Origin of the sequence: Acidovorax sp. Root568, assembly GCF_001427445.1 — a bacterium.
GTDB classification, from domain to species: domain Bacteria; phylum Pseudomonadota; class Gammaproteobacteria; order Burkholderiales; family Burkholderiaceae_C; genus Acidovorax; species Acidovorax delafieldii.
In genome coordinates this window covers 455,185-475,629 of record NZ_LMGP01000001.1, presented here as the reverse complement: position 1 = coordinate 475,629, position 20,445 = coordinate 455,185, and the positions used below count along the sequence as shown (strand labels likewise).

14 protein-coding genes and 1 pseudogene are annotated in these 20,445 nt (G+C 67.9%); 6 read left to right on the top strand and 9 right to left on the bottom strand.

The window, feature by feature from the left end; genetic code table 11:
- Window positions 1-9: 9 nt before the first annotated feature.
- Entirely contained in the window at window positions 10-1,671 is a 1,662-nt protein-coding gene (locus tag ASD75_RS02155; RefSeq protein WP_056742725.1) for an L-lactate permease, read from the bottom strand.
- Window positions 1,672-2,024: 353 nt separating this feature from the next.
- Here ASD75_RS02155 and ASD75_RS02150 point away from each other — a divergent pair.
- From ASD75_RS02150 to ASD75_RS02130, 5 genes and pseudogenes are all read left to right on the top strand, one after another.
- A pseudogene (locus ASD75_RS02150) lies at window positions 2,025-2,980 on the top strand (LysR substrate-binding domain-containing protein).
- Between the two features lie 192 nt (window positions 2,981-3,172).
- Complete coding sequence (gene tcuA, locus ASD75_RS02145; RefSeq protein ID WP_056742724.1) at window positions 3,173-4,639, top strand: FAD-dependent tricarballylate dehydrogenase TcuA; 1,467 nt, start codon at window positions 3,173-3,175, stop codon at window positions 4,637-4,639.
- A complete protein-coding gene (gene tcuB, locus ASD75_RS02140; RefSeq protein WP_056742722.1) occupies window positions 4,626-5,807 on the top strand; it encodes a tricarballylate utilization 4Fe-4S protein TcuB in 1,182 nt (393 codons plus the stop codon). Before tcuA ends, tcuB begins: the two co-directional genes overlap by 14 nt.
- Before the next feature lie 40 nt (window positions 5,808-5,847).
- Window positions 5,848-6,825: a tripartite tricarboxylate transporter substrate binding protein gene (locus tag ASD75_RS02135; protein WP_056056701.1), complete on the top strand. Its 978-nt coding sequence runs from the start codon at window positions 5,848-5,850 to the stop codon at window positions 6,823-6,825.
- Between the two features lie 142 nt (window positions 6,826-6,967).
- On the top strand, window positions 6,968-8,125 hold the full coding sequence (locus ASD75_RS02130) for a DUF3089 domain-containing protein (protein ID WP_056742719.1): 1,158 nt from the start codon (window positions 6,968-6,970) through the stop codon (window positions 8,123-8,125).
- A 48-nt stretch (window positions 8,126-8,173) separates the two neighbouring features.
- Here the strand turns inward: ASD75_RS02130 and ASD75_RS02125 are convergent, their stop codons facing one another.
- The 4 genes from ASD75_RS02125 to ASD75_RS02110 all read right to left on the bottom strand — a co-directional run bounded on the left by ASD75_RS02125 (window position 8,174) and on the right by ASD75_RS02110 (window position 11,821).
- Complete coding sequence (locus ASD75_RS02125) at window positions 8,174-8,671, bottom strand: NUDIX hydrolase (protein ID WP_056743200.1); 498 nt, start codon at window positions 8,669-8,671, stop codon at window positions 8,174-8,176.
- Window positions 8,672-8,986: 315 nt separating this feature from the next.
- Window positions 8,987-9,487, bottom strand: coding sequence for a GNAT family N-acetyltransferase (locus tag ASD75_RS02120; protein WP_056742711.1), 501 nt, complete (start codon window positions 9,485-9,487; stop codon window positions 8,987-8,989).
- Between the two features lie 17 nt (window positions 9,488-9,504).
- Window positions 9,505-10,209, bottom strand: coding sequence for a riboflavin synthase (locus ASD75_RS02115; RefSeq protein WP_056742709.1), 705 nt, complete (start codon window positions 10,207-10,209; stop codon window positions 9,505-9,507).
- A 256-nt stretch (window positions 10,210-10,465) separates the two neighbouring features.
- The gene (locus ASD75_RS02110) at window positions 10,466-11,821 is read right to left on the bottom strand and encodes an esterase-like activity of phytase family protein (protein ID WP_056742707.1); all 1,356 of its coding nucleotides are present in this window, start codon (window positions 11,819-11,821) and stop codon (window positions 10,466-10,468) included.
- A gap of 181 nt (window positions 11,822-12,002) precedes the next feature.
- Here ASD75_RS02110 and ASD75_RS02105 point away from each other — a divergent pair, with 181 nt between their 5' ends.
- On the top strand, window positions 12,003-12,254 hold the full coding sequence (locus ASD75_RS02105) for a hypothetical protein (protein ID WP_056742705.1): 252 nt from the start codon (window positions 12,003-12,005) through the stop codon (window positions 12,252-12,254).
- A gap of 20 nt (window positions 12,255-12,274) precedes the next feature.
- Here the strand turns inward: ASD75_RS02105 and ASD75_RS02100 are convergent, their stop codons facing one another.
- The 4 genes from ASD75_RS02100 to ASD75_RS02085 all read right to left on the bottom strand — a co-directional run bounded on the left by ASD75_RS02100 (window position 12,275) and on the right by ASD75_RS02085 (window position 20,443).
- Window positions 12,275-13,993, bottom strand: coding sequence for an NAD(P)-binding protein (locus ASD75_RS02100; protein WP_200947549.1), 1,719 nt, complete (start codon window positions 13,991-13,993; stop codon window positions 12,275-12,277).
- 11 nt (window positions 13,994-14,004) lie between these two features.
- The gene (locus tag ASD75_RS02095; RefSeq protein ID WP_056742703.1) at window positions 14,005-14,997 is read right to left on the bottom strand and encodes a two-component system response regulator; all 993 of its coding nucleotides are present in this window, start codon (window positions 14,995-14,997) and stop codon (window positions 14,005-14,007) included.
- Window positions 14,994-18,746, bottom strand: a complete 3,753-nt coding sequence (locus ASD75_RS02090) for a PAS domain S-box protein (protein ID WP_056742701.1) — start codon at window positions 18,744-18,746, stop codon at window positions 14,994-14,996. Before ASD75_RS02090 ends, ASD75_RS02095 begins: the two co-directional genes overlap by 4 nt.
- 122 nt (window positions 18,747-18,868) lie before the next feature.
- Complete coding sequence (locus ASD75_RS02085; protein WP_056742696.1) at window positions 18,869-20,443, bottom strand: polyamine aminopropyltransferase; 1,575 nt, start codon at window positions 20,441-20,443, stop codon at window positions 18,869-18,871.
- Window positions 20,444-20,445 lie beyond the last annotated feature (2 nt).

Here is a 20,445-nt window from a genome sequence, read left to right as displayed (position 1 = left end):
GTCGACCCGCTATCGCACCACCATGGACGTGAAGGGCCACACATAAGCCTGCAGGCTCACCAACAGCCCCACCAGGCAGGCCAGCGCGATCGAGTGGAAGAAGACGAAGCGCAGGATGTCCCCTTCATGGTTGAACCAGCGGGTGGCGGTAGAGGCCACAACAATCGACTGCGCATCGATCATCTTGCCCATCACGCCGCCCGAGCTGTTGGCGGCGCCCATGAGGTTGGGCGAAAGGCCCAGCTGTTCGGCCGCCACCTTCTGCATGCCCCCGAACAGCACGTTGGAGGCCGTGTCCGAGCCGGTCAGCGCCACACCCAGCCACCCCATGAGGGTGCCAAAGAAGGGGTACAGCACACCGGTGTTGGCAAACGCCAGACCCAGGGTGGTGTCCGTGCCCGAGTAGCGGGTGAGCGTGCCCAGTGCCAGCATGAGCACGATGGTCAGCAGCGAATAGCGCACCAGCCAGACGGTGCGGAAGAACGTACCAACGATAGCGACGGGGCTGTAGCGCATGAGCAGCGCGCTGACCAGCGCAGACAGCAAGATGCCCGTGCCGGTGGCCGACAGCAGGTTCAGCGTGTAGACCGCGCCTTCCTTGGTGGGCTTGGGCACCACAGGCGGCATCTTCTCGATGAGGTTGTGCAGCCCGTCCATCGGGAAGGCTGGCGAGAAAATGCCATTGAGCCATGCCTTGACCGATGGCAGCCCCCAGACAAACACACACACCGACAGGATCACCCAGGGCATCCAGGCATTGATCAGCTGGGCGCGTGAATAGCGCACCGGGGCCTGGGCGGGCTTGGTTTCGCCGGCACTGGGGTCGTGGCCGCGCATCGAGGGCGAGGTCCAGATCTTCTTGGGCTGCCACACGCGCAGGAACGCGATCAGGCTCGCCATGGAGACGATGGCCGCAATGATGTCTACCAGCTCAGGGCCGATGTAGTTGGAGACCAGGAACTGCGGAATGGCAAACGACACACCGGCGACCAGAATGGCGGGCCAGATTTCCCACATCGCCTTGCGCCCTGCAAACGCCCAGATCAGCCAGAACGGCACCAGCACCGAGAAGAAGGGCAGCTGGCGGCCGATCATGGCCGTCACCTCCATCAGGTCGTAGCCGTGCACCTTGGCCAGCGTGATCACTGGCGTGCCCAGTGCACCAAACGCCACGGGGGCGGTATTGGCGATCAACGACAGCCCCGAGGCTGCGAGTGGCGAGAAGCCCAGCCCGATCAGGATCGCGGCAGTGACTGCCACGGGCGTGCCAAAACCGGCGGCCCCTTCAAAGAATGCGCCAAAGCAAAATGCGATCAGCAGCAGCTGGATGCGGCGGTCTTCCGTGATGTTGGACAGCGAGTCCTGCAGCACCTTGAAGCTACCGTTCTGCTCGGTCAGCTGGTGCAGAAAAATGATGTTCAGCACGATCCAGCCGATCGGCAGCAGCCCCACAAAACCGCCATACAAGGCAGCGCGACCCGCCATCTCGGCGGGCATGCCATAAGCGAATATGGCCACCACCAGCGCTGCGATGAGCCCCATGCCGGCAGCAATGTGGGCCTTGATGTGAAAGAACCCCAGGGCGGCCAGCATGATGATCACCGGGATCGCGGCCAGTGCGGTGGACACAACCATATTGCCCGCCGGGTTGTAGATTTGTTGCCAGATCATGGCCTGTCTCCGTTCGGAAAGGGTTGAAGTGAAAAGATGCGGGCGCAGCATTCGCCTGTGCCAGCTCGCCGGCGGATTCTTTGGGAAAGCGCCTGTGTCTCTCTTGAAATGCGGTCCACCGGCGGTGCAATTAATTTCAAGTCCCCAGCCTCCATAGGGAATTGACGGGTCACAGGGGCTCGGACTGCGCGTTTACCCGGAGCAACGGCGTCAGCCTGCTGCAAGTGGCGCGTTGCGCGCTCAGCACGCAGTCGCCAACGAGTCAGGGCGGCGTGGCGGCACCGGTGTATTCGCGCCCCCGGGAGGGGCAACAGACGCTCCGGGGTACAGTGCCGCATGGCAAAAAGGGCGCTATGGAACTGAGACAACTGCGCTATTTCGTACGTGTGGTGGAGCAAGGCTCTATGAGCCGCGCCGCGCTGGACCTGGACGTGGTGCAGTCCGCACTCAGCCAGCAGATCACGCGGCTGGAGAGCGAGCTGTCCACGCGCCTGCTGCAGCGCACGCCGCGCGGCGTGACCCCCACCGAGGCAGGGCTGGCGTTCTTTCGCGAGGCGCGGCGCAGCAGGCGCGGCTGTCGGGCACCGTCACCGTGGGGCTGGCGCCCACCACCTCGGGAGTGCTGGGCCTGCCGCTGATGCAGGCCATGCGCACACGCTACCCCGACGTGCGGCTGCACATGGTGGAGAGCATGTCGGGCCACCTCACGGCCATGCTGCATGCGCGCGAGCTGGACCTGGCCGTGCTGTTCGACACCCGCCTGCACCAGGCGCAACAGGCCACGGGCGCGCGCCGCTGGGACATGGCGCCGCTGCTGGAGGAGGACCTGTTCCTCATCTGCGCCCGTGACCGAGGGGAGGGCACCGGCAACCCCCATGGCCGGCAGCTGCCGGAAACCATCACCGTCGCCGAGCTGGTGCAAGAGCCGCTGATCCTGCCCACCGGCCCACACGGCCTGCGCAGCACGCTGGACACGGCCTTTGCCCGCGACCGCGTGGCACCGCATGTGGTGCTGGAGGTGGACTCGCTTGCCATGGTGATGGCCGCCGTGGACGCAGGCCTGGGCTCCACCGTGCAGCCCTGGGCCGCCATGGGCCGCTACCCGGATGCGGCCGAGCGTTTTCAGTGCGCGCGCCTCACCGACGCGCCCGCGCGCCGCGTCAACCTGCTGTGCAGCCTGCCCGACGAAGAACTCTCGCCCGCCGCGCTGGCCGCACGCGTGGTGCTGACGGACTGCGTGCGCGAACTGGTGATCACCGGCCAGTGGTTTGGCACGACATGGATCGGCGGGCAAGACACCAGCGCCTGAGCCGCCACCCCGCAGCCATCACGATCCGTGATACCCCCATGACCTGAACCCGCTGCACGGCGGGCCCGTGTCTCCCTACAGTCGCCATCACCCCGATGAACGACACGGCGACCGCGCCAGGAGACACCCCATGGGCCCCACACCCCCTTCTTCATTCCCCCGCGCGCGGCGCACCACCGGGAGCCACCAGCCATGAGCGGCGATGCTGTGGTCGATGTGCTGGTCATCGGTGGCGGCAATGCCGCCCTGTGCGCCGCCCTGATGGCACGCGAGGCGGGCGCCAGCGTGCTGTTGCTCGAATCCGCCCCGCGCGCCTGGCGCGGCGGCAACTCGGCCCACACGCGCAACCTGCGCTGCATGCACGATGCGCCGCAGGATGTGCTGGTCGATGCCTACCCCGAGGAAGAGTTCTGGCAAGACCTGCTCAAGGTGACAGGCGGGCTGACCAACGAACACCTGGCGCGCCTGGTGATCCGCGAGTCGAGCACCTGCCGGCCCTGGATGCGCCGCCACGGCGTGCACTTTCAGCCCGCGCTGGCGGGCACGCTGCATGTGGCGCGCACCAATGCGTTCTTCATGGGCGGCGGCAAGGCGCTGGTCAATGCGTATTACCGCAGCGCGGAGCAGCTGGGCGTGCAGATCCGCTACGAGGCGCCCGTGGAGCGCATCGAGATGGACGGCCGCCGCTTCATCGCTGCCCACCTGGCGAATGGCGAGCGCATTGCCGCCAAGAGCTGCGTGCTGGCCGCGGGCGGCTTTGAATCGAACCGCGAATGGCTGCGTGAGGCCTGGGGCCAGAACGAGCGTGGCGAGTGGCCGGCCGACAACTTCCTGATCCGCGGCACGGCCTACAACAAGGGGGTGCTGCTCAAGCACCTGCTCGAAGACCACGGCGCCGACCGCATCGGCGACCCCACGCAGGCGCACATGGTGGCCATCGACGCGCGCGCGCCGCTGTACGACGGCGGCATCTGCACCCGCATCGACTGCGTGTCGCTGGGCGTGGTGGTCAACCGCAACGGCGAGCGTTTTTACGACGAGGGCGAGGACTTCTGGCCCAAGCGCTATGCCATCTGGGGCCGCCTGGTCGCGCAGCAGCCGGGGCAGGTGGGCTACTCCATCATCGACAGCAAGGCCATTGGCCGCTTCATGCCGCCCGTGTTTCCGGGCGTGCAGGCCGACACCCTGCCCGAGCTGGCCCAAAAGCTCGGCCTGCCCGTGGACACCTTCACGCGCACGCTGACCGGCTACAACGCCGCCTGCCGCGTGGGCCAGTTCGACCACACCACGCTGGACGACTGCCACACCGAAGGCGTGGCGCCCGCCAAAACGCACTGGGCGCGGCCCATCGACACCGGCCCGTTCTACGGCTATGCGCTCAAGCCCGGCGTCACCTTCACGTACCTCGGTCTGCACACCGACGACACGGCTGCGGTGCGCTTTAACAACCAGCCCAGCCCCAACCTGTTTGTGGCGGGCGAAATGATGGCCGGCAACGTGCTGGGCAAGGGCTACACCGCCGGCGTGGGCATGAGCATTGGCACCGCGTTTGGCCGCATTGCGGGCACACAGGCAGCTTTGGCCTCCAAACGCCCGATAGCGCTAGTCGAACCTGCTTCAAACGCTACAAAACAAGGAGCAAACCATGCAAACGCTTGAGGCCCTGACGCGCGACGCCCGGGCGCTGGCAAATGGCGACATCGTGCTGTCTGCGCCCGAAACCGAGGTGGCGCGCCAGCTGCAGATCTGCAACGCCTGCCGCTATTGCGAAGGTTTTTGCGGCGTGTTCCCGGCCATGACGCGGCGGCTGGAGTTTGGCAAGGCCGACATCCACTTCATCGCCAACCTGTGCCACAACTGCGGTGCCTGCCTGCACGCCTGCCAGTACGCGCCGCCACACGAATTTGCGGTGAACATTCCGCAGGCCATGTCCCAGGTGCGCGGCCAGACCTACGCCGACTACGCCTGGCCGCCCGCGCTGGGCCAGCTGTACCAGCGCAACGGCCTGACCCTGGCCCTGGCGCTGGTGGCGGGGCTCACGCTGTTCCTGCTGCTGGCCGTGGCACTGCATGGGCAGGGCATCGCCGCGCTGTGGCAGGCCCCTGTGGGCGGCTTCTACGGCATCTTCCCACACAACCTGCTGGTGGGCCTGTTCGCGCCGGTGTTCCTGTTCGCCGTGCTCGCGCTGGGCCTGGGCGTGCGCCGTTTCTGGCGCGATATCACACCTGCCACCAGCGGCGCGCCGCTGAGCGCGCCCGCCACGGCCGAGGCCACCGATGCCGTGCTGCGCCTCAAGTACCTGGACGGTGGCCATGGCGACGGCTGCCACAACGAGGACGACGCTTACACCTTGTCGCGCAGGCGTTTCCACCACCTCACCTTCTACGGCTTCACGCTGTGTTTTGCAGCCACCAGCGTGGCGACGCTGTACCACTACCTGCTGGCCTTGCCTGCACCGTATGACCTGCCCAGCCTGCCCAAGGTGCTGGGCGGCGTGGGCGGCATCAGCCTGGCGATTGGCACGGCTGGCCTGTGGCGGCTGAACCTGCGCCGCCACCCGCAACACGGCGACGCCGCGCAAAAGCCCATGGACCGCGCCTTCATCGCCCTGCTGTTCCTCACCGCCACCAGCGGCCTGGCGCTGTGGGCGGTGCGTGGCACCGCAGGCCTGCCGCTGCTGCTGTGCCTGCACCTGGGCGCGGTGATGGCGCTGTTCGCCACCATGCCCTACGGCAAGTTTGCGCACGGCATCTTCCGCACCGCGTCGCTGCTGCGCCATGCCGTGGAGAAGCGACAGCCCAACCCCATCGGCCTGGGCGCCGACTGATCCCCAGCCCCCCCAACAACCCACAATGAAGGAGACCCCCATGAACCCCAAAAGAACCCTGCTGCGTTGCGCCTTGGCGCTGGCCACCCTGCCTCTCGCCTTGGGCGCTGCGGCGCAAGACTTTCCGCCCAAGAAGCCCGTCACGCTGGTCGTGGGCTTTGCCGCAGGCGGCGCAGCCGATGCGGCGGCACGGCTCATCGCCAAGAAGCTGGGCGAGAACATCGGCCAGTCGGTGGTGGTGGACAACAAGGGCGGCGCAGGCGGCAACATCGCGCACCAGTTTGTGGCCAATGCGCCCGCCGATGGCTCGGTGCTGCTGCTCGGGTCGGTGGGACCGCTCACCATTGCGCCCCACCTGATGAAGGTGGCCTACGACCCCTTCAAGGACCTGGCCGCCGTGTCGGGCGGGGTGAACTTTCCGAACGTGCTGGTGGTGCACAAGGGCGCGGGCGTGAAGACGCTGGCCGAGTTTGTGCAGCTGTCCAAGAAGAAGCCCGGCAGCGTGGACTTTGCCTCCACCGGCGCGGGCTCGGCATCGCACCTGGCGGGTGAACTGTTCAACCAGCGAGCCGGCATCGACATGACCCATGTGCCCTACAAGGGCGGCGCCCCCGCGCTGCAGGACCTGCTGGGCGAGCGCGTGACCTCGTACTTTGCCGCGCCCCCCACTGCGCTGCCGCATGTGGAGACGGGCAAGCTCATACCGCTGGCCACCACCGGCCTCACGCGTCCGGCCTACCTGCCCAACATCCCTACCGTGGCGGAGTCGGGCTATCCGGGCTTTGAGGCGCTCAACTGGTACGCCTTTGTGGCGCCGGGCAAAACGCCCGCGCCGCTGCTGGACCGCTGGAACCAGGAGATCGTGAAGGTGCTGAACGACCCGGGCGTGAAAGAGGCGCTGAATAAGCACGGCCTCACGCCGCAGCCCACCACACGCGCCGAGCTGACGGCCTTCATGAAGAAGGAATCGACCCAGTGGGCCACCATCATCAAGGAACGCAAGCTGACGGCGGACTGATGGAAGCGGGCGCAGGAGCTGCGGCAGCGGGGGCAGTGGCGCCCGCCCGCCATCCTCGTTTTCCCGGAGGCCGTCACACAGCCGACACCCGCCGCCGCGCCGGGTGCGCAACACTGTGGCAAACCTCCCAGGAGTCCTGTCGATGCATGCCCGCATTTCCTCCCTTTTGACCGTTTTGCTCGGTGCCTTTGCGGTCGCCCCCGCGCTGGCCCAGCCCGCTGCCGCCGCCAACTACGACGCGCCGGATACCTGGCTGTGCCGCCCCGGCCGCGCCGACCTGTGCAGCACCGACCAGACGGTCACCACGCTGGCCGCCGAAGGCCAACGCACGGTGCAGGTGATCAAGCCGCAGGCCGATGCGCCCATCGACTGCTTTTACGTGTACCCCACGATCTCGCAGGACCCCAACCCGCACAGCACGCTGCAACCTGGCGCGGGTGAGCAGCGGGCGGTGGCGCAGCAGTTTGCCCCCTTTGCCTCGGTGTGCCGTCCGTTTGCACCCATGTACCGGCAGATCACGCTGGCGGGGCTGCGCGCGGCCATGTCGGGCAACCCGGCCGGGGTGAACCCGGAGATGGCCATCGAGGACGTGCGCGCCGCGTGGCGGCACTATCTGGCCAATGACAACAAGGGCCGGGGCGTGGTGCTGGTGGGGCATTCCCAGGGCAGCCGCATGCTGCTGGAGTTGCTCAAGCGCGATGTGGACGGCCAGCCGGTGCAGCAGCGCCTGGTGTCGGCCCTGCTGATCGGCTTCAACGTGATGGTCCCTGCGGGTGCGGACACCGGAGGGTCGCTGCCCACGCTGCCCCTGTGCCGTACCGGCGCGCAAACCGGGTGTGTGGTGACATACGCCACGTTCCGCGAGACATCACCGCCGCCCGCGAACTCCCGCTTTGGCCGCAGCAATGCGGCGGGCGCCGAGGTGGCCTGCACGGACCCGGTGCGCCTGAGCGGCCAGCCGCTGCGCAGCATGCTGGCCCGCGAGGCCAACCTGCTGGGGCAGCCCGTGTTGCGTGCGCAATGGGCGCAGGGCCTGGAGGGCGTGAGCACCCCGTTTGTGAGCCTGCCGGGCCTGATGCGTGCAAGCTGTGTGAAGGACGGCCCCGCACACTACCTGGCGCTGGGCCTGGACAGCAATGGGCGTGGCAGCCTGCCCAGCGATGTGCCGGGCGATATCGTGGTCAATGACCGCACTCTGGACGACTGGGGCCTGCACCTGATCGACATGAACGTGGTGATGGGCAACCTGCTGGACCTGGTGCGCCAGCAGGGCGCTGCCTGGAAGGCCAAGGCGAACTAGCGCCTGTTCACACCGGGGGCGGTGCGCAGCCCCGTGCGGCACCAAGGCTTATCGCGCGGTCACGCCGTCCGGCTCGGTCACCGAGATGTCGGTGTGCACCAGCGTCAGCGGAAAGCGCTGGCCCGCCAGGTAGTCCTCCAGGCCGCGCAGCAGCAGCGGGCTGCGGTGGCGCTCGGGGCAGGCGCGGATCTCGTCGGCCGTGAGCCACAGCGTGCGCACGATGCCGGTGTCGAGCGTGCGCCAGTCATGGTGCGTGCCCAGCGTGCCCGCAAACGCAAAACGCATGTAGGTGATGTCGTCCCCCGTGCGCGTCTTGGTGAAGCGGTTGAGGTACACGCCGATCAGCGCCGTGGGCTCGAAGTCGTGGGCGGTTTCTTCCAGCACCTCGCGCGCGCAGGCCTGGATGGGCGACTCGCCCGGGTCCAGGTGGCCGGCAGGGTTGTTGAGCTTGAGGCCGTCGGTGGTTTCTTCCTCGACCAGCAGAAAGCGGCCGTCGCGCTCGATGAGGGCGGCCACGGTGACGTTGGGTTTCCAGCGGTGGGGCATGGCGGGCATTATGACGAGGGCGGGTGACACTGTGCCTACAAGGTCTAAGAACGTGTTTACGATCTCGCAGGGGATCGCGTTGGAGCGCAATCGGGATGAGTGGATGCTTCGGATGCGCCGCATGGGCTCATGCCCATGCAAGCAGCTGGGGCGTCCAATCACCCGATTTCGCTCCAACCCTTCGGGCAGTGGTCTTTGCGGGCGGTCTGCAGCGTTGCGGCGCTTGTGGATAGCCAAGCTATCCACTACGCACAGCGCCTTGCATCCCATCCCGCAAAGACCGCTGCGCGACCTCTGGGAGATCGTAAACACGTTCTAAAGCGCTCGCGCCATGTACACCGCGCCTTCGCCATAGCTGGCCAGGCGGGCCTGCTGGGTGGCGTCCTGCAAGGGGTGCAGCGCATAGCCCTGCCGCTGCCAGTAGGCCTGCGAGCCCTGCACCGAGACCAGCGCGCTGTGCCGCAGCCCCTCGGCGCGGGCCTGCGTCCACAGGGGCTGCAGCAACGCATGGGCCAGGCCTTGCCCCGCATGGGCAGGCAGCACGGCCATGTCGTGCAGGTACAGCGTGTCGGGCGCAGTAGCGGTTTCAAAGTCGCCGTGCAGCGGGGTGACCTTGCCACGCACGCTGCGGTAGGCCGCCAGATAGGCACACACCGTGCCGCCCTGCTCCAGCACCAGCGAACAATTGGCGGGGCTGGCGAGGCGGCGGGCAAACACCTCGCCGCTCTCCACAAACCCCTCGCCATAGCAGGCCAGTTGCACGGCCAGCAGATCGGCCAGGTCGCTCAGCGCCAGCGGGCGCACCACCAGGGACATGAGTGAGCTTGGTTCGATCAGTGCGGCAGCACGGGCGCCTGCACGAAGTCGTCCAGCGACAGGCCCTTTTCCTTCAACAGCGCCTCCAGCACGGGCTGCAGGCGGCCCAGGCTCTCCTGCACGGCCTCGCGGACGGTGTCCACCACCACCTGGGTGCTGCGCTCGATCTCGATGTTCAGGCGGTCACCCACCTGCTTGGCTTCAAACACCGTGGCACGGCGCGTTTCGGGAATCATCCAGATCTCGAACCAGCCCTCTTGCCGGTTCACCTCGGCCACCGTGAGGCTGGCGCCGTGGATGGCGATGTAGCCCTTGGCAAAGATGTAGCGGCGAAACGCCTCGGGCACGGCCACGCGCCACACCAGGTTGTTGTAAAACTCGCGCCGCTCGATGAGCGTGCCGGTGAAGTCCACATGGCCCGACAGCGGGTGGCCGCCGATCTCGGCACCGTCCTTGGCCGCGCGCTCCACGTTCACGCGGTCGCCCTGGCCGTAGCTGCCCAGCGTGGTGATGTTCAGGCTCTGCAGCATCACGTCAAAGTTGGCCTGCGTGGGCGACAGGATCTCGGTGACCGTGAGGCACACGCCATCGGTGGCCACGCTGGCGCCAATGGCCAGGTCCTGGCAGAAGCCCTCAGGGAAATCAAGCGTGAAGGTGCGCAGCCCTGCGCGGTCGTGGATGGCGGCAATGCCTGCCGTGGCTTGGACGATGCCTGTGAACATGGTGGCGCGGCTTCCGGGTACGTTGGAACGGGAACCGGGAATTTTGCCACCCGCAGCATTCAAAGGTGTCCCGAGGGTTGGAGCCCCCAAACACCGGTCTTAACGGGGCCTCGCACCTGCCCGCAGCGCCCAAAACCGGCGCGACCCAGCCCGGGGCAGCCGAGCAAGGGCCGCCCCGCAGCGACGGCTGCGTCCCCCTGCCCGCGCGCAGCGCGAGAGCGGGGGGAAGACGCGAAGCGTCTCAGGGGGGTACCCCTTACCTTGCGCGCAGCAACTCGCCGACTTCCAGCAGCACCAACTCGTTGTCATCCGCCTTGTTCGGCTCGCGGCTGCTGCTGAAGGGCAAGTTGTTGTCGTTGCCCACCACGATGTGCGTGCTGTCCACAATGTCCACGTTCTCGATGGTGAAGAACGGGAAGGTGAGCACGCCGTTGTTCAGCGGCTTGCGCGCCAGGCGCTGCGGGTCCTGGATGTTCATGAGATCGATGTAGCCCACCTTGCGGATCTCGCCGCCCACGTTGGCGTCGCTCATCTCCACCTTGTAGACGCGCTTGAACTTGGCCAGGTCGTGGAAGCAGTCCGTGCGCTTGGTGCCCTCGGGGCAGGCTTTGTCGGCCGTGCCTTCGCCGTTGTCGCGCTCGATGATGAGGCCCGTGGTGCCGTCGATCATGTTGAAGTCGCCAATCGCGTGGTGGTTGGCCTCCAGCACGTACTTCCAGTGGCGGCCGGTCCATTGCTCGGTCTTCACGTCAAATTCGAGCACACGCAGGTACTGCTTGCCGCCCACGTTTTCGTACGCCTTCGCGCTGTCGTTCCACAGCGCGCCTTCGAGCAGTGCATAGAGCTTGCTGCCGTCCTTGCTGGAGGCCATGCCTTCGTAGCCCTTGGAGCGCTTGACTTCAAACGGCGTGGGCTTGGCGTCGGGGGCACCGGGCATCAGCACACCGGGCGCATCGGGCGAGCGCACGACCTTGCCGTCCACCTGCGTCTCGAACACGGCCAGCACCTTGCCGTTCAGGTCGGCCTTGATGAGGAAGGGGCCAAACTCTTCGCCGATCCACAGCGCGCCACCGGCGAACTGGAAACTCTCGGGGTCGAAGTCAGCGCCCGTCAGGTAGCGCTTGTCGGTGCCTTCGTGGGTGATGCGAAACGGCACCTTCTTGTCGGGGTCGTGCAGGAAGACAGTCTTGAGGCGGTTGAACTGGCCGCTTTGGAAGTCCACGGTGTAGTGGCTCAGGTGCAGCATGAAGTCGGGCGAGTTGGCCTTGGAGCCAGCGCCGTTGTCGGTCAGGATCCAGAACGAACCGTCGGCCATGCGCTTGATGCCCGAGTGGCCCTGGAGGGGCTGGCCCTGAAACGGCAACGACACACCCGTGTCGCGGCCGCCCGACTGGCCCATCACGCTGCCCACGGCGTCCACACGGCGGGGGGTGGTGAACTTGCCGGCCACCTGCAGGTCTTGCGGCGCGTCCTTGGGCGCGGCAACCACGGTGAGGGCGGGCAGCACGGCGTGGCCGGCCAGGGTGGCGGGGTAGGCCTGCTGGGCGATGGCGGGGATGGCGGCAGCGCACAGCAGCGCTGCGCAGGCGGCAATTTGGGACAGTCGGGACATGGTGGTCAAGGAGAAGAGAGCCAAAACCGTGAACGATGCCGCCGCCCTGTGACACCGCCATGAAAAGCGGTTCTCCAACGCCCCCCACCAGGCAACGCCGAATCGGGCACATGCACGGACCTTTTGCCGCTGGCCGGGATCACACCTGCCTCACCCCACCCGCACGGCCTGCGCACCCGCCATGGAAACCCTCTCTGCACTGCAATCCCTCGGCCTGGAGCTGCCCAGCCCGGCCTACATCGTGGGCGCCATCCTGTTTGGTCTGATCGGCATGGCGGCGTACTGGCACGGCAAGCGTGCGCAGCAGCCGCGCACCCGCTGGTGGGGCGTGGCGTTGATGTTTTATCCCTACGTGGTCTCGGCCACCTGGCTGCTGTACGCCGTGGGCGTCGCGCTGTGCCTGGGGCTGTGGTGGGACGGGCAGCGCGGCTAGGGATCCTCTGCACCAAGGAATCAACTGGCGGCGGCCACCAGCCCCGCGCCGTGCCCGCGCGTGAAGGCCTCTTCAAACACCGAATACCCCGACCAGTCGGCATGCGCAAACGCCAGCCGTGCGGTGGTGGGCGTGGGCAGCCAGGCGGCACGCTCACCATTTGATAGCACCTTGGGCATGAAAGTCTTGCGCTCCAGGCCGATTTGGCTCAAAAACTGCTGCAAACCCGGTGTGGGGATGGACATGGCGTGCCCGTAGCGGGTGATGTCCACGCGCGTGGCGCGCTGGCGCAGGTCGGGGTGGGGCACGGCGAGAGCGGCCAGGGCGGCTTCGGCCCAGTGCTGCCAGGGCTGGGTGGCCAGTTGCTGGCGGCCGTCCGCCCGGTCGCCCAGCGCCTGGTAGTAGGTAAGCACGGTGGGGCCGGCCAGCGTGGCGCGGGTGTCCAGGCGCTGGTGGCCGGCGTTCACATAGCCCAGGCCCCCCGCCGTGGGGTCGGCATACAGGACGTTGTCCCAGGCCGGCGCAGCGCCGGGGCGGTCGGTGAGCGGACTTTGGATGTGGATGTTGGCCACCAGCCAGGGCGCCCACGACAGACGCTGGGCCGCCCCGGTGAGGAAGGCGGGCGGGTTCTGCACCACGCGCGCCGCCATGAAGACGGGCAGCGCCACGATGCAGCGTGGCGCCTGCCAGCGCTCCACGCTATCGGTGGCGTGGTTGAACGCATCCACCTCCACGCCGTGGCGGCCTTCGGTGATGCGCAGCACGCTGGTGCCGGCGCGCAGCTGGCCGCCGCCGTGGGACGTGTTGGCCAGCGGCTCGGCCAGGCGCCGGGTGATCCAGCCATTGCCCTCGGGCCAGGTCAAAACGCTTTCGCGGGCTTCGTCCACGGCCTCGCCGGGCGCATGAAAACCGTGGCGGCTGGCAAAGTAGTGGATGCCCGCCCAGGCCGAGACACGGTCGGCCCCGGCGCCGTAGTCGTCGCGGCAGCAGTAGTCCAGGTACCAACGCAGATGGGCATCGTCCAGCCCTTCCTGCGCCAGCCAGGCGGCAAACGTCATCGCGTCCAGCGCCTGCTGGCTGGGCGCCAGTGGGCGCTTGGCGGTCCACAGCTTGAGTGCGGGCATGGCAAACCGGGCGGCGTGGGCCTGCGCGTCCACGGCCTGGGCAAAGCGGCGGTACTGCGCCAGCGTGGCCTCGCCCACGCCCTGCACGGGCAGCAGGCCATCCTGCCACTCGCCATCGAAGTACAGGCGCTCCTGCGGGCTGTGGCACAGGTGGCGTTCGTCGTACTGCCAGCGCCCGGCCACACGCTGGCGCAGGCCCAGCTCCTCCAGCAGGTCCTGCACCTCGCGCGCGTCGTCGCCAGGCACGGGCAGGTAGTGCGCGCCCTGCGGGCAGGTGATGCCGTTGACGGCGGTGCCCCGGCTGTTGCCGCCTGCGGTGTCTTCCAGCTCCAGCAGCGCAAAGTCCTGCACGCCTGCCAGGCGCAGCGCACGCGCTGCGGCCAGCCCCGCCACGCCACCACCGGCAATGATGACCTGCGCGCGGCGCACCACGGCGGGCTCGGGCCAGGTGCCGCGCGCCAGCCACTCACGCAGCTGGTGGCCGCGTGCCATGTTGATGCCGGTGAAGCCGCCTTCCAGCGGCGGCACGGCGCGGTCGCACCCGCCCAGCGCAGCCGTGGCCAGGGCGGCGGCGCCCGCCACGAACTGGCGGCGCTGCAGGGTCCAGGGGGTCATGCGGTCACGCCTCAATCGGCCCAGCGGGCGCGGATCTCAAGCAGCTGCGGCACCAGCGGGGCGAACAGCGCCACCAAAGCGGGGTCGAAGTGTTTGCCGGCCTGCGCTGCAATGTGGTCGAGCGCATCCTGCACGGGCCAGGGTTCCTTGTAGGGGCGGCGGGTGGTAAGCGCATCGAACACATCGGCCACCGCCACGATGCGCGCCGACACCGGAATGGCCTCGCCCGCCAGGCCGCGCGGGTAGCCGCTGCCGTCCCACTTTTCGTGGTGGGCCAGCGCAATCTCACGGGCCAGCTGCAGCACGCCGGACGGGTGCTCGCCAATGATCTCGGCGCCGATCTCGGGGTGGCGGCGCATGGTGTCCCACTCATCGGCGTTCAGCGGGCCGGGCTTGCGCAGCACGGCGTCGGGGATGCCGATCTTGCCCACGTCGTGCATGGGCGCGGCGTTGAGCAGGTCTTCGGCCCAGGCCGGGCTGTGGCCGGCAGCCAGGGCCAGCAGCTGGGCAAAGTGGCTCATGCGGATCACATGCATGCCGGTTTCGTTGTCCTTGTACTCGGCCGCGCGGCCCAGGCGCTGCACGATCTGCAGGCGGGTTTCACGCAGCTCGTCCATGCGCACTAGCGACAGGTGGGTGCGCACCCGCGCGCGCACCACGGGCGGGCTGACGGGCTTGGTGATGTAGTCCACCGCGCCCGCGTCAAACCCGGCAGTTTCGTCCTGGCTGTCGGTGAGGGCGGTGATGAAGATCACCGGGATGGAGGCGGTGGCGGCATCGGCCTTGAGCGCGCGGCACACGGCATAGCCGTCCAGGTTCGGCATCATGATGTCGAGCAGCACCAGGTCGGGCCGCTGCTCGCGCGCCACCTGCAGCGCACGTTCACCGTCGGTGGCAAACAGCAGGCGGTAGTCGGACTGCAGGATGTGGCGCAGCACCTGCAGGTTGGTGGGCTCGTCGTCCACCAGCAACAGGCGGGGCCGCTGGTCAGGGGCCGGTGTCATGCGGGGTTCTCCAGGGGTTCGTCCAGCCAGTGCGTGCGCAGCTGCTGCAACTGCACCCCGGCCTGGTCAAAGTCAAAGCGGTCGATGGCCTCTTGCAGGCGCTCGGTGGCATCTGCAGGCAGCAGCTGCACCAGCAGGTCCAACGGCGGCTGGGCCAGTTCGGACTGTGCCAGGGCCTGCTGCAGCGCCTGCGCGGCGTCCCGGGCCTGCTGGCGTTGGTCGGCGGTCAGCGGTGCGTGCTGGCCCACGCCGGGGGCGGGCGCTGCGGCGGCCTCGGCCTCGTGGGCCAGGGCCTGCTCCACGGCCTGCAACGCGGCGGGCAGGGCGGCCACCAGCGGCTGCAGAGCCGTGCGGTCCAGGCTGTGGGCGGCTTCCTCGATGCGCTGCGCCAGCGTTTGCAGCGGGCCCAGCGCCAGGTTGCCTGCCGCACCACGCAGGCGGTGGGCTAGCGCACGGGCAGCGTCCATGTCGGGCTGCGCCACCAGGGCCTGCAAGGTGGCAGGGGTGGCGGCATGGTCGGTCAGCAGGCGCGCCACGGCATCGCGCAGCAGCGCACGCTGGCCCCAGAGGCGGGTGCCACGCTCCCAGTCCACCGCGGCGATGGTGGCGTGGGGGACCGGTGGCAAGTCGGTGGCGCGCGTCAAGGTCTGCAGGCTGCTCCACCCCGATGTGGCGGTGTCGGGCTGCAGATGCAGCACGCGGGCGATCTCGCGGAACAGGCGGGCGGGCTCCAGCGGCTTGCTTGCAAAACCGTCCATGCCCGCAGCGCGTGCGTTGCGCCGGTCCTGCTCCAGCACGCTGGCCGACAGGGCGATCACCGGCACCGGCTTGCGCCGTTGCGCCTGCTCGAACGCGCGGATGCGGCGCGTGGCCTCCAGGCCGTCCATGCCGGGCATCTGCAGATCCATCAGCACCACGTCAAAGCGCCCGGCCTCGTAGGCGGCGACAGCGCTCTCGCCATCCCGCGCCACGGTCACCTGGTGGCGCCCCCGGTCCAGGTGGATCTGCAGCAGCTCGATGTTGGCCGGCACATCGTCCACCACCAGCATGCGCAGCGGCGGCAACTGCACCGCATGGCTCACGGTGGCCACTGCCGCCGTCGCCTGGCCCACCGGCAAAGGTACACACACGGTGAACGTGGTGCCAACACCCAGGGTGCTGCGCACGCTGATGCTGCCACCCATCAGCTCCACCAGCTGGCGCGAGATGGTGGTGCCCAGGCCGGTGCCGCCGAACTGCCGGGTGGTGGATGCGTCGGCCTGCGCAAAGGGGTCGAAGATGCGCTCCAGGTGCTGCGCCGCGATGCCGATGCCCGTGTCCTCCACCTCCATCACCAGCGTGCCGTCGTGGTAGTCCAGCCGCAGCAGCACATGGCCGCGCTCGGTGAACTTGAGCGCGTTGCCCAGCAGGTTGAGCAGCACCTGCTGCAGGCGCAGCGCATCGCCCCGCAGGTAGGGCGGCACCCGGTCGTCCGTCAGGCACTGCAGCGCGAGCCCCTTCTTGCCCGCATGGATGCGCAGCGAGGCAAGGATCTGGTCGCACACCTCTTGCAGCGAGAAGTCCGCAATCTCCAGTTCCACCGCGCCTTTTTCCAGCTTGGCAGTGTCCAGGATGTCATTGAGCAGGCGCAGCATGGAGCGCGCCGCATGCTGCACCGTGCCCAGGTGGCGGCGCTGCTGCGCGTCCATGGGGGTGTCGAGCAGGGCCTCGGTGAAGCCGATGATGGCGTTCATGGGCGTGCGGATCTCGTGGCTCATGTTGGCCAGGAAGGTGCTGCGCGCGGCTGCGGCCTGCTCCGCACGCTCCTTGGCGGCGCGCAGCTCTTGCTCCATGGCACGGCGCTGGGTGAGGTCGGTCGCAAACTTGACGACCTTGAACGGCTGACCCTGGGCGTCGAAGATGGGGTTGTAGGTGGCCTGGATCCAGATGCGCCGCCCGTCCTTGCCCAGTCGCTGATATTCACCGCCATCAAGCTGGCCAGCTCGCAGTTGCTCCCAGAACTGCGCGTACGCCTCGGTCTGCGCGTAGGCGGGCTCGCAGAACATGCGGTGGTGCTGGCCCACGATCTCTTCCAGCCGGTAGCCCATGAGTTCTCGAAAGTTAGCGTTGGCGTTGAGCACATGGCCCTGCATGTCGAACTCCACCACCGAGAGCGCACGGTTGATGGCACGCACCGTGCTCTCGAACTCGGCGTTGCGCTCGCGAAAGACGGTCATGTCCATGATGACGCCGTCGATCCACAACACCTGGCCATCATCGCCGGCCACGGGGCGGCCGCTTTCCGACACCCAGCGCAGGCGCCCGTCACGGTCCCGCAGGCCAAACTCCACGTGGTAGGGCCGGTGCTCCTGGATGGCCATGGAGACTTCCGCCCACAGGCGGTCCACCTCTTCGGGCAGCGTGAGCTGGGTGAAGTTGATACGGCCGTCCAGAAAGTCCTGCGGCAACCAGCCCGTGAGTGCGGTCACCGCATCGCTGATGAACAGCATGGTCCAGTCGGCATCGTGCCGGCATCGGAAAGTGACGCCCGGAATGTTAGCCATGAGCGAGCGCAGGCGCTGCTCGCTGGCCTGCAGCTCCTGCTCCATGGCGCGGCGCTGTGTCAGGTCGCTGATGAAGCCTACGAACACCGGCGCGCCATCCAGCGGCACGCGGCCTATGGAAATGCGAATGGGCACGGTGCTGCCATCGGGCCGCAAAGCCAGCACCTCGCGGCTGTTGGCGCCGACCACGCCACCGCCCTGGCCTTGCAGGTAGCGCTGCAGGTAGGTGTCGTGGCGCGAGCGGTCGGGCTCGGGCATGAGCATGGACACGTTCTGGCCCACCACTTCGTCGGGACGCCAGCCCAGGATGCGCTCGGCCGCTGCGTTGAAGGACTGCACACGGCCCTGCGCATCGATCATCACCATGCCGTCCACGGCGGTGTCGGCAATGGCGCGCAAGCGGGACTCGCTCTGGCGCATCTGCAGGAACATCTGCCGGTAACGCAAGCCCGCGTTGATGGCGATCACCAGCAGCCCGATACCCGACGCCACTGCAGCAACGGCCAGTGCCAGGGGCGCGCCATCGGCCGCAGTCAGCAGTTCCAGCTCGTTGGGGGCGTCAATGAAACGCAAGGCCGCCATGCCGGTGTAGTGCATGCCCGCAATCGCCAGCCCCATGACCACACCGGCCACCGCATTGAGCCACCGGGCGCGCCAACGCACCACGCGCTCCAGCCCAAACCGCACCCACAGGGCCACGATGGCCAGCAACACGGCCACCAGCACCGAGGCGGCAAACCCCCAAGGGTCGTACCGCATGACAGGCGCCCACTGCGATGCTGCCATGCCGATGTAGTGCATGGCGCCAATGCCAGCGCCCACCAGCACCCCACCCACCACCAGGGCGGAGCGGCTGATCTCGCGGCGCATCAGCAAGCCCAGCGCCACCCACGACGCGCCCACGCTGGGCAGCAGGGACAGCACGGTGGTCCACGCATCAAACTGGCCCCGCGCGCACACCGTGAAAGCCAGCATGCCGATGAAGTGCATGGACCAGATGCCGCCGCCCAGCGCCATCGCCCCGGACCCCCGCGCCATCTGGCGCATGAACCGGGTGTCGGCGCGGCGGGCCAGACCCGCCATCTGCAGCGCCAGCACGGAGGCCAGCACCGCCATGCCCACCGACAGCGTCACCAGCCAGGGATCGTGCTGCGCCCAAAGCAGCGGATAGGGCTGTGCGTCAGAAAGGAAAAAAAGGTCCAGCATCGGGGGCGCCCACGGCGATCAGGTCTTGACAGCTTTGTAGCCGATTGTGCTGCCCATGCCAGCGGGCAGAACCCCTGCAAATTGCTCGGCGAATGCCTGTTGGGGCCCTGGCAAACGGCGACTCAATGCGCCACCACCTTGCCCCATTCGCGCTCGTAGCTGTGCACCAGCGCCTGGTTGGACAGGCGGTTCACGTCGGCCGGCACCCGCGCCATGTCGAGCGGAAAGTCGAACAGCAGGGGCAGCGACGGGGCGCTCAGGAACCGGAGCCCGGGTGGCAGGGCGTCGGGCAGGCGCCACGGCCTGCGGCTGGCGATGACATAGCCCCATTCGCCAAAGCTGGGCACATGGGCGTGGTACGGCGCTGTCGAGAGGCCCACGGATTCGATGGTCTGCACCACCGTCCAGAAGCTCTGGCGCGCCACCAGCGGCGAGGTGGTCTGCACCACGGCGTAGCCACTGGCCGCCAGCCGCTTGTCCAGCAACGCATAAAAGCTGTTGGTGTATAGCTTGCCGATGGAGAAGTTGGTGGGATCGGGGAAGTCCACCACGATCACGTCAAAAAGGTCCGTCCCCTGCTGCAGCCACCCAAAGGCATCGGTGTTGACGATGGTCACCTTGGGGTTTTGCAGCGCGTGGCCGTTGAGCTTTGCCAGCGTGGGGTTCTCGCTGAAGATGCGCGTCATGGCCGGGTCCAGCTCGACCAGGGTGACGGACTCGACCGAGGGGTACTTGAGGATCTCGCGCACCGCCATGCCGTCGCCGCCGCCCAGCACCGCCACCCGCTTGGGCGCCCCATGCGCGGCCATGGCGGGGTGCACCAGAGCCTCGTGGTAGCGGTATTCGTCGGACTCGGAGAACTGCAGGTTGCCGTTGAGGTACAGCCGGTGGCCATAGCGGCCCTGCGTGACCACAATGCGCTGGTAGGGCGTGGCCGTGGTGAAGATGATGCGGTCCTGGTAGAACTTGTCTTCGGCAAAGCTCGTGATCTGCTCAGACCCCGCCAGTCCCGCCAGCAGCAGGCCCACCACCATCAGGCAGGCGAACAAATGGGCTTGGAGGCGCCGCAGCTCATGCCGGAACAGCCACACCGCCCACAGCGCCACTGCGGCATTCATCAGCCCGAACAACAACCCCGTGCGGATGAGCCCCAGGTGCGGCACCAGCAGCAGCGGAAACGCCAGCGACACCGCCAGCGCGCCCAGGTAGTCGAACGTGAGCACCTGCGAGACAAGGTCCTTGAGCACCACGTTGCGTTTGAGGATGCGCATGACCAGCGGAATCTCCAACCCCACCAGCGTGCCCACCATCAGCACCATGCCGTACAGCAGGAACCGGAACGCACCCGGCGCATACGCATTGGCGAGGAACAGCGTGGCTGGCAGCGCGCCGCCGATCAGCGCCACCAGCAGCTCGATGCGCAGGAAGTGCGCGGGCAGCTGCCGCTCGAAGTAACGCGACAGCCACGACCCCAGGCCCATGGCAAACAGGTAGGTGCCGATGATGGTGCTGAACTGCAGCACCGAGTCGCCCAGCACATAGGAGGCCAGCGCCCCGGCGGCCAGCTCGTACAGCAGGCCGCAGGCTGCCACCACAAACACGCTGATGAGCAGCGCGATGTCGATGGGGCGGGGGCCAGAGGATGGGGGCGGCACCGCAGGCGCGGGCGCGACGGGAGACGGGGTGGGAGACGACAAGG

Bases quoted from the DNA above. Each gene is read 5' to 3' on its own strand.
- ASD75_RS02155 (WP_056742725.1), bottom strand. From the start codon at position 1,671: ATGATCTGGCAACAAATCTACAACCCGGCGGGCAATATGGTTGTGTCC.
- tcuA (WP_056742724.1), top strand. From the start codon at position 3,173: ATGAGCGGCGATGCTGTGGTCGATGTGCTGGTCATCGGTGGCGGCAAT.
- tcuB (WP_056742722.1), top strand. From the start codon at position 4,626: ATGCAAACGCTTGAGGCCCTGACGCGCGACGCCCGGGCGCTGGCAAAT.
- ASD75_RS02135 (WP_056056701.1), top strand. From the start codon at position 5,848: ATGAACCCCAAAAGAACCCTGCTGCGTTGCGCCTTGGCGCTGGCCACC.
- ASD75_RS02130 (WP_056742719.1), top strand. From the start codon at position 6,968: ATGCATGCCCGCATTTCCTCCCTTTTGACCGTTTTGCTCGGTGCCTTT.
- ASD75_RS02125 (WP_056743200.1), bottom strand. From the start codon at position 8,671: ATGCCCCACCGCTGGAAACCCAACGTCACCGTGGCCGCCCTCATCGAG.
- ASD75_RS02120 (WP_056742711.1), bottom strand. From the start codon at position 9,487: ATGTCCCTGGTGGTGCGCCCGCTGGCGCTGAGCGACCTGGCCGATCTG.
- ASD75_RS02115 (WP_056742709.1), bottom strand. From the start codon at position 10,209: ATGTTCACAGGCATCGTCCAAGCCACGGCAGGCATTGCCGCCATCCAC.
- ASD75_RS02110 (WP_056742707.1), bottom strand. From the start codon at position 11,821: ATGTCCCGACTGTCCCAAATTGCCGCCTGCGCAGCGCTGCTGTGCGCT.
- ASD75_RS02105 (WP_056742705.1), top strand. From the start codon at position 12,003: ATGGAAACCCTCTCTGCACTGCAATCCCTCGGCCTGGAGCTGCCCAGC.
- ASD75_RS02100 (WP_200947549.1), bottom strand. From the start codon at position 13,993: ATGACCCCCTGGACCCTGCAGCGCCGCCAGTTCGTGGCGGGCGCCGCC.
- ASD75_RS02095 (WP_056742703.1), bottom strand. From the start codon at position 14,997: ATGACACCGGCCCCTGACCAGCGGCCCCGCCTGTTGCTGGTGGACGAC.
- ASD75_RS02090 (WP_056742701.1), bottom strand. From the start codon at position 18,746: ATGCTGGACCTTTTTTTCCTTTCTGACGCACAGCCCTATCCGCTGCTT.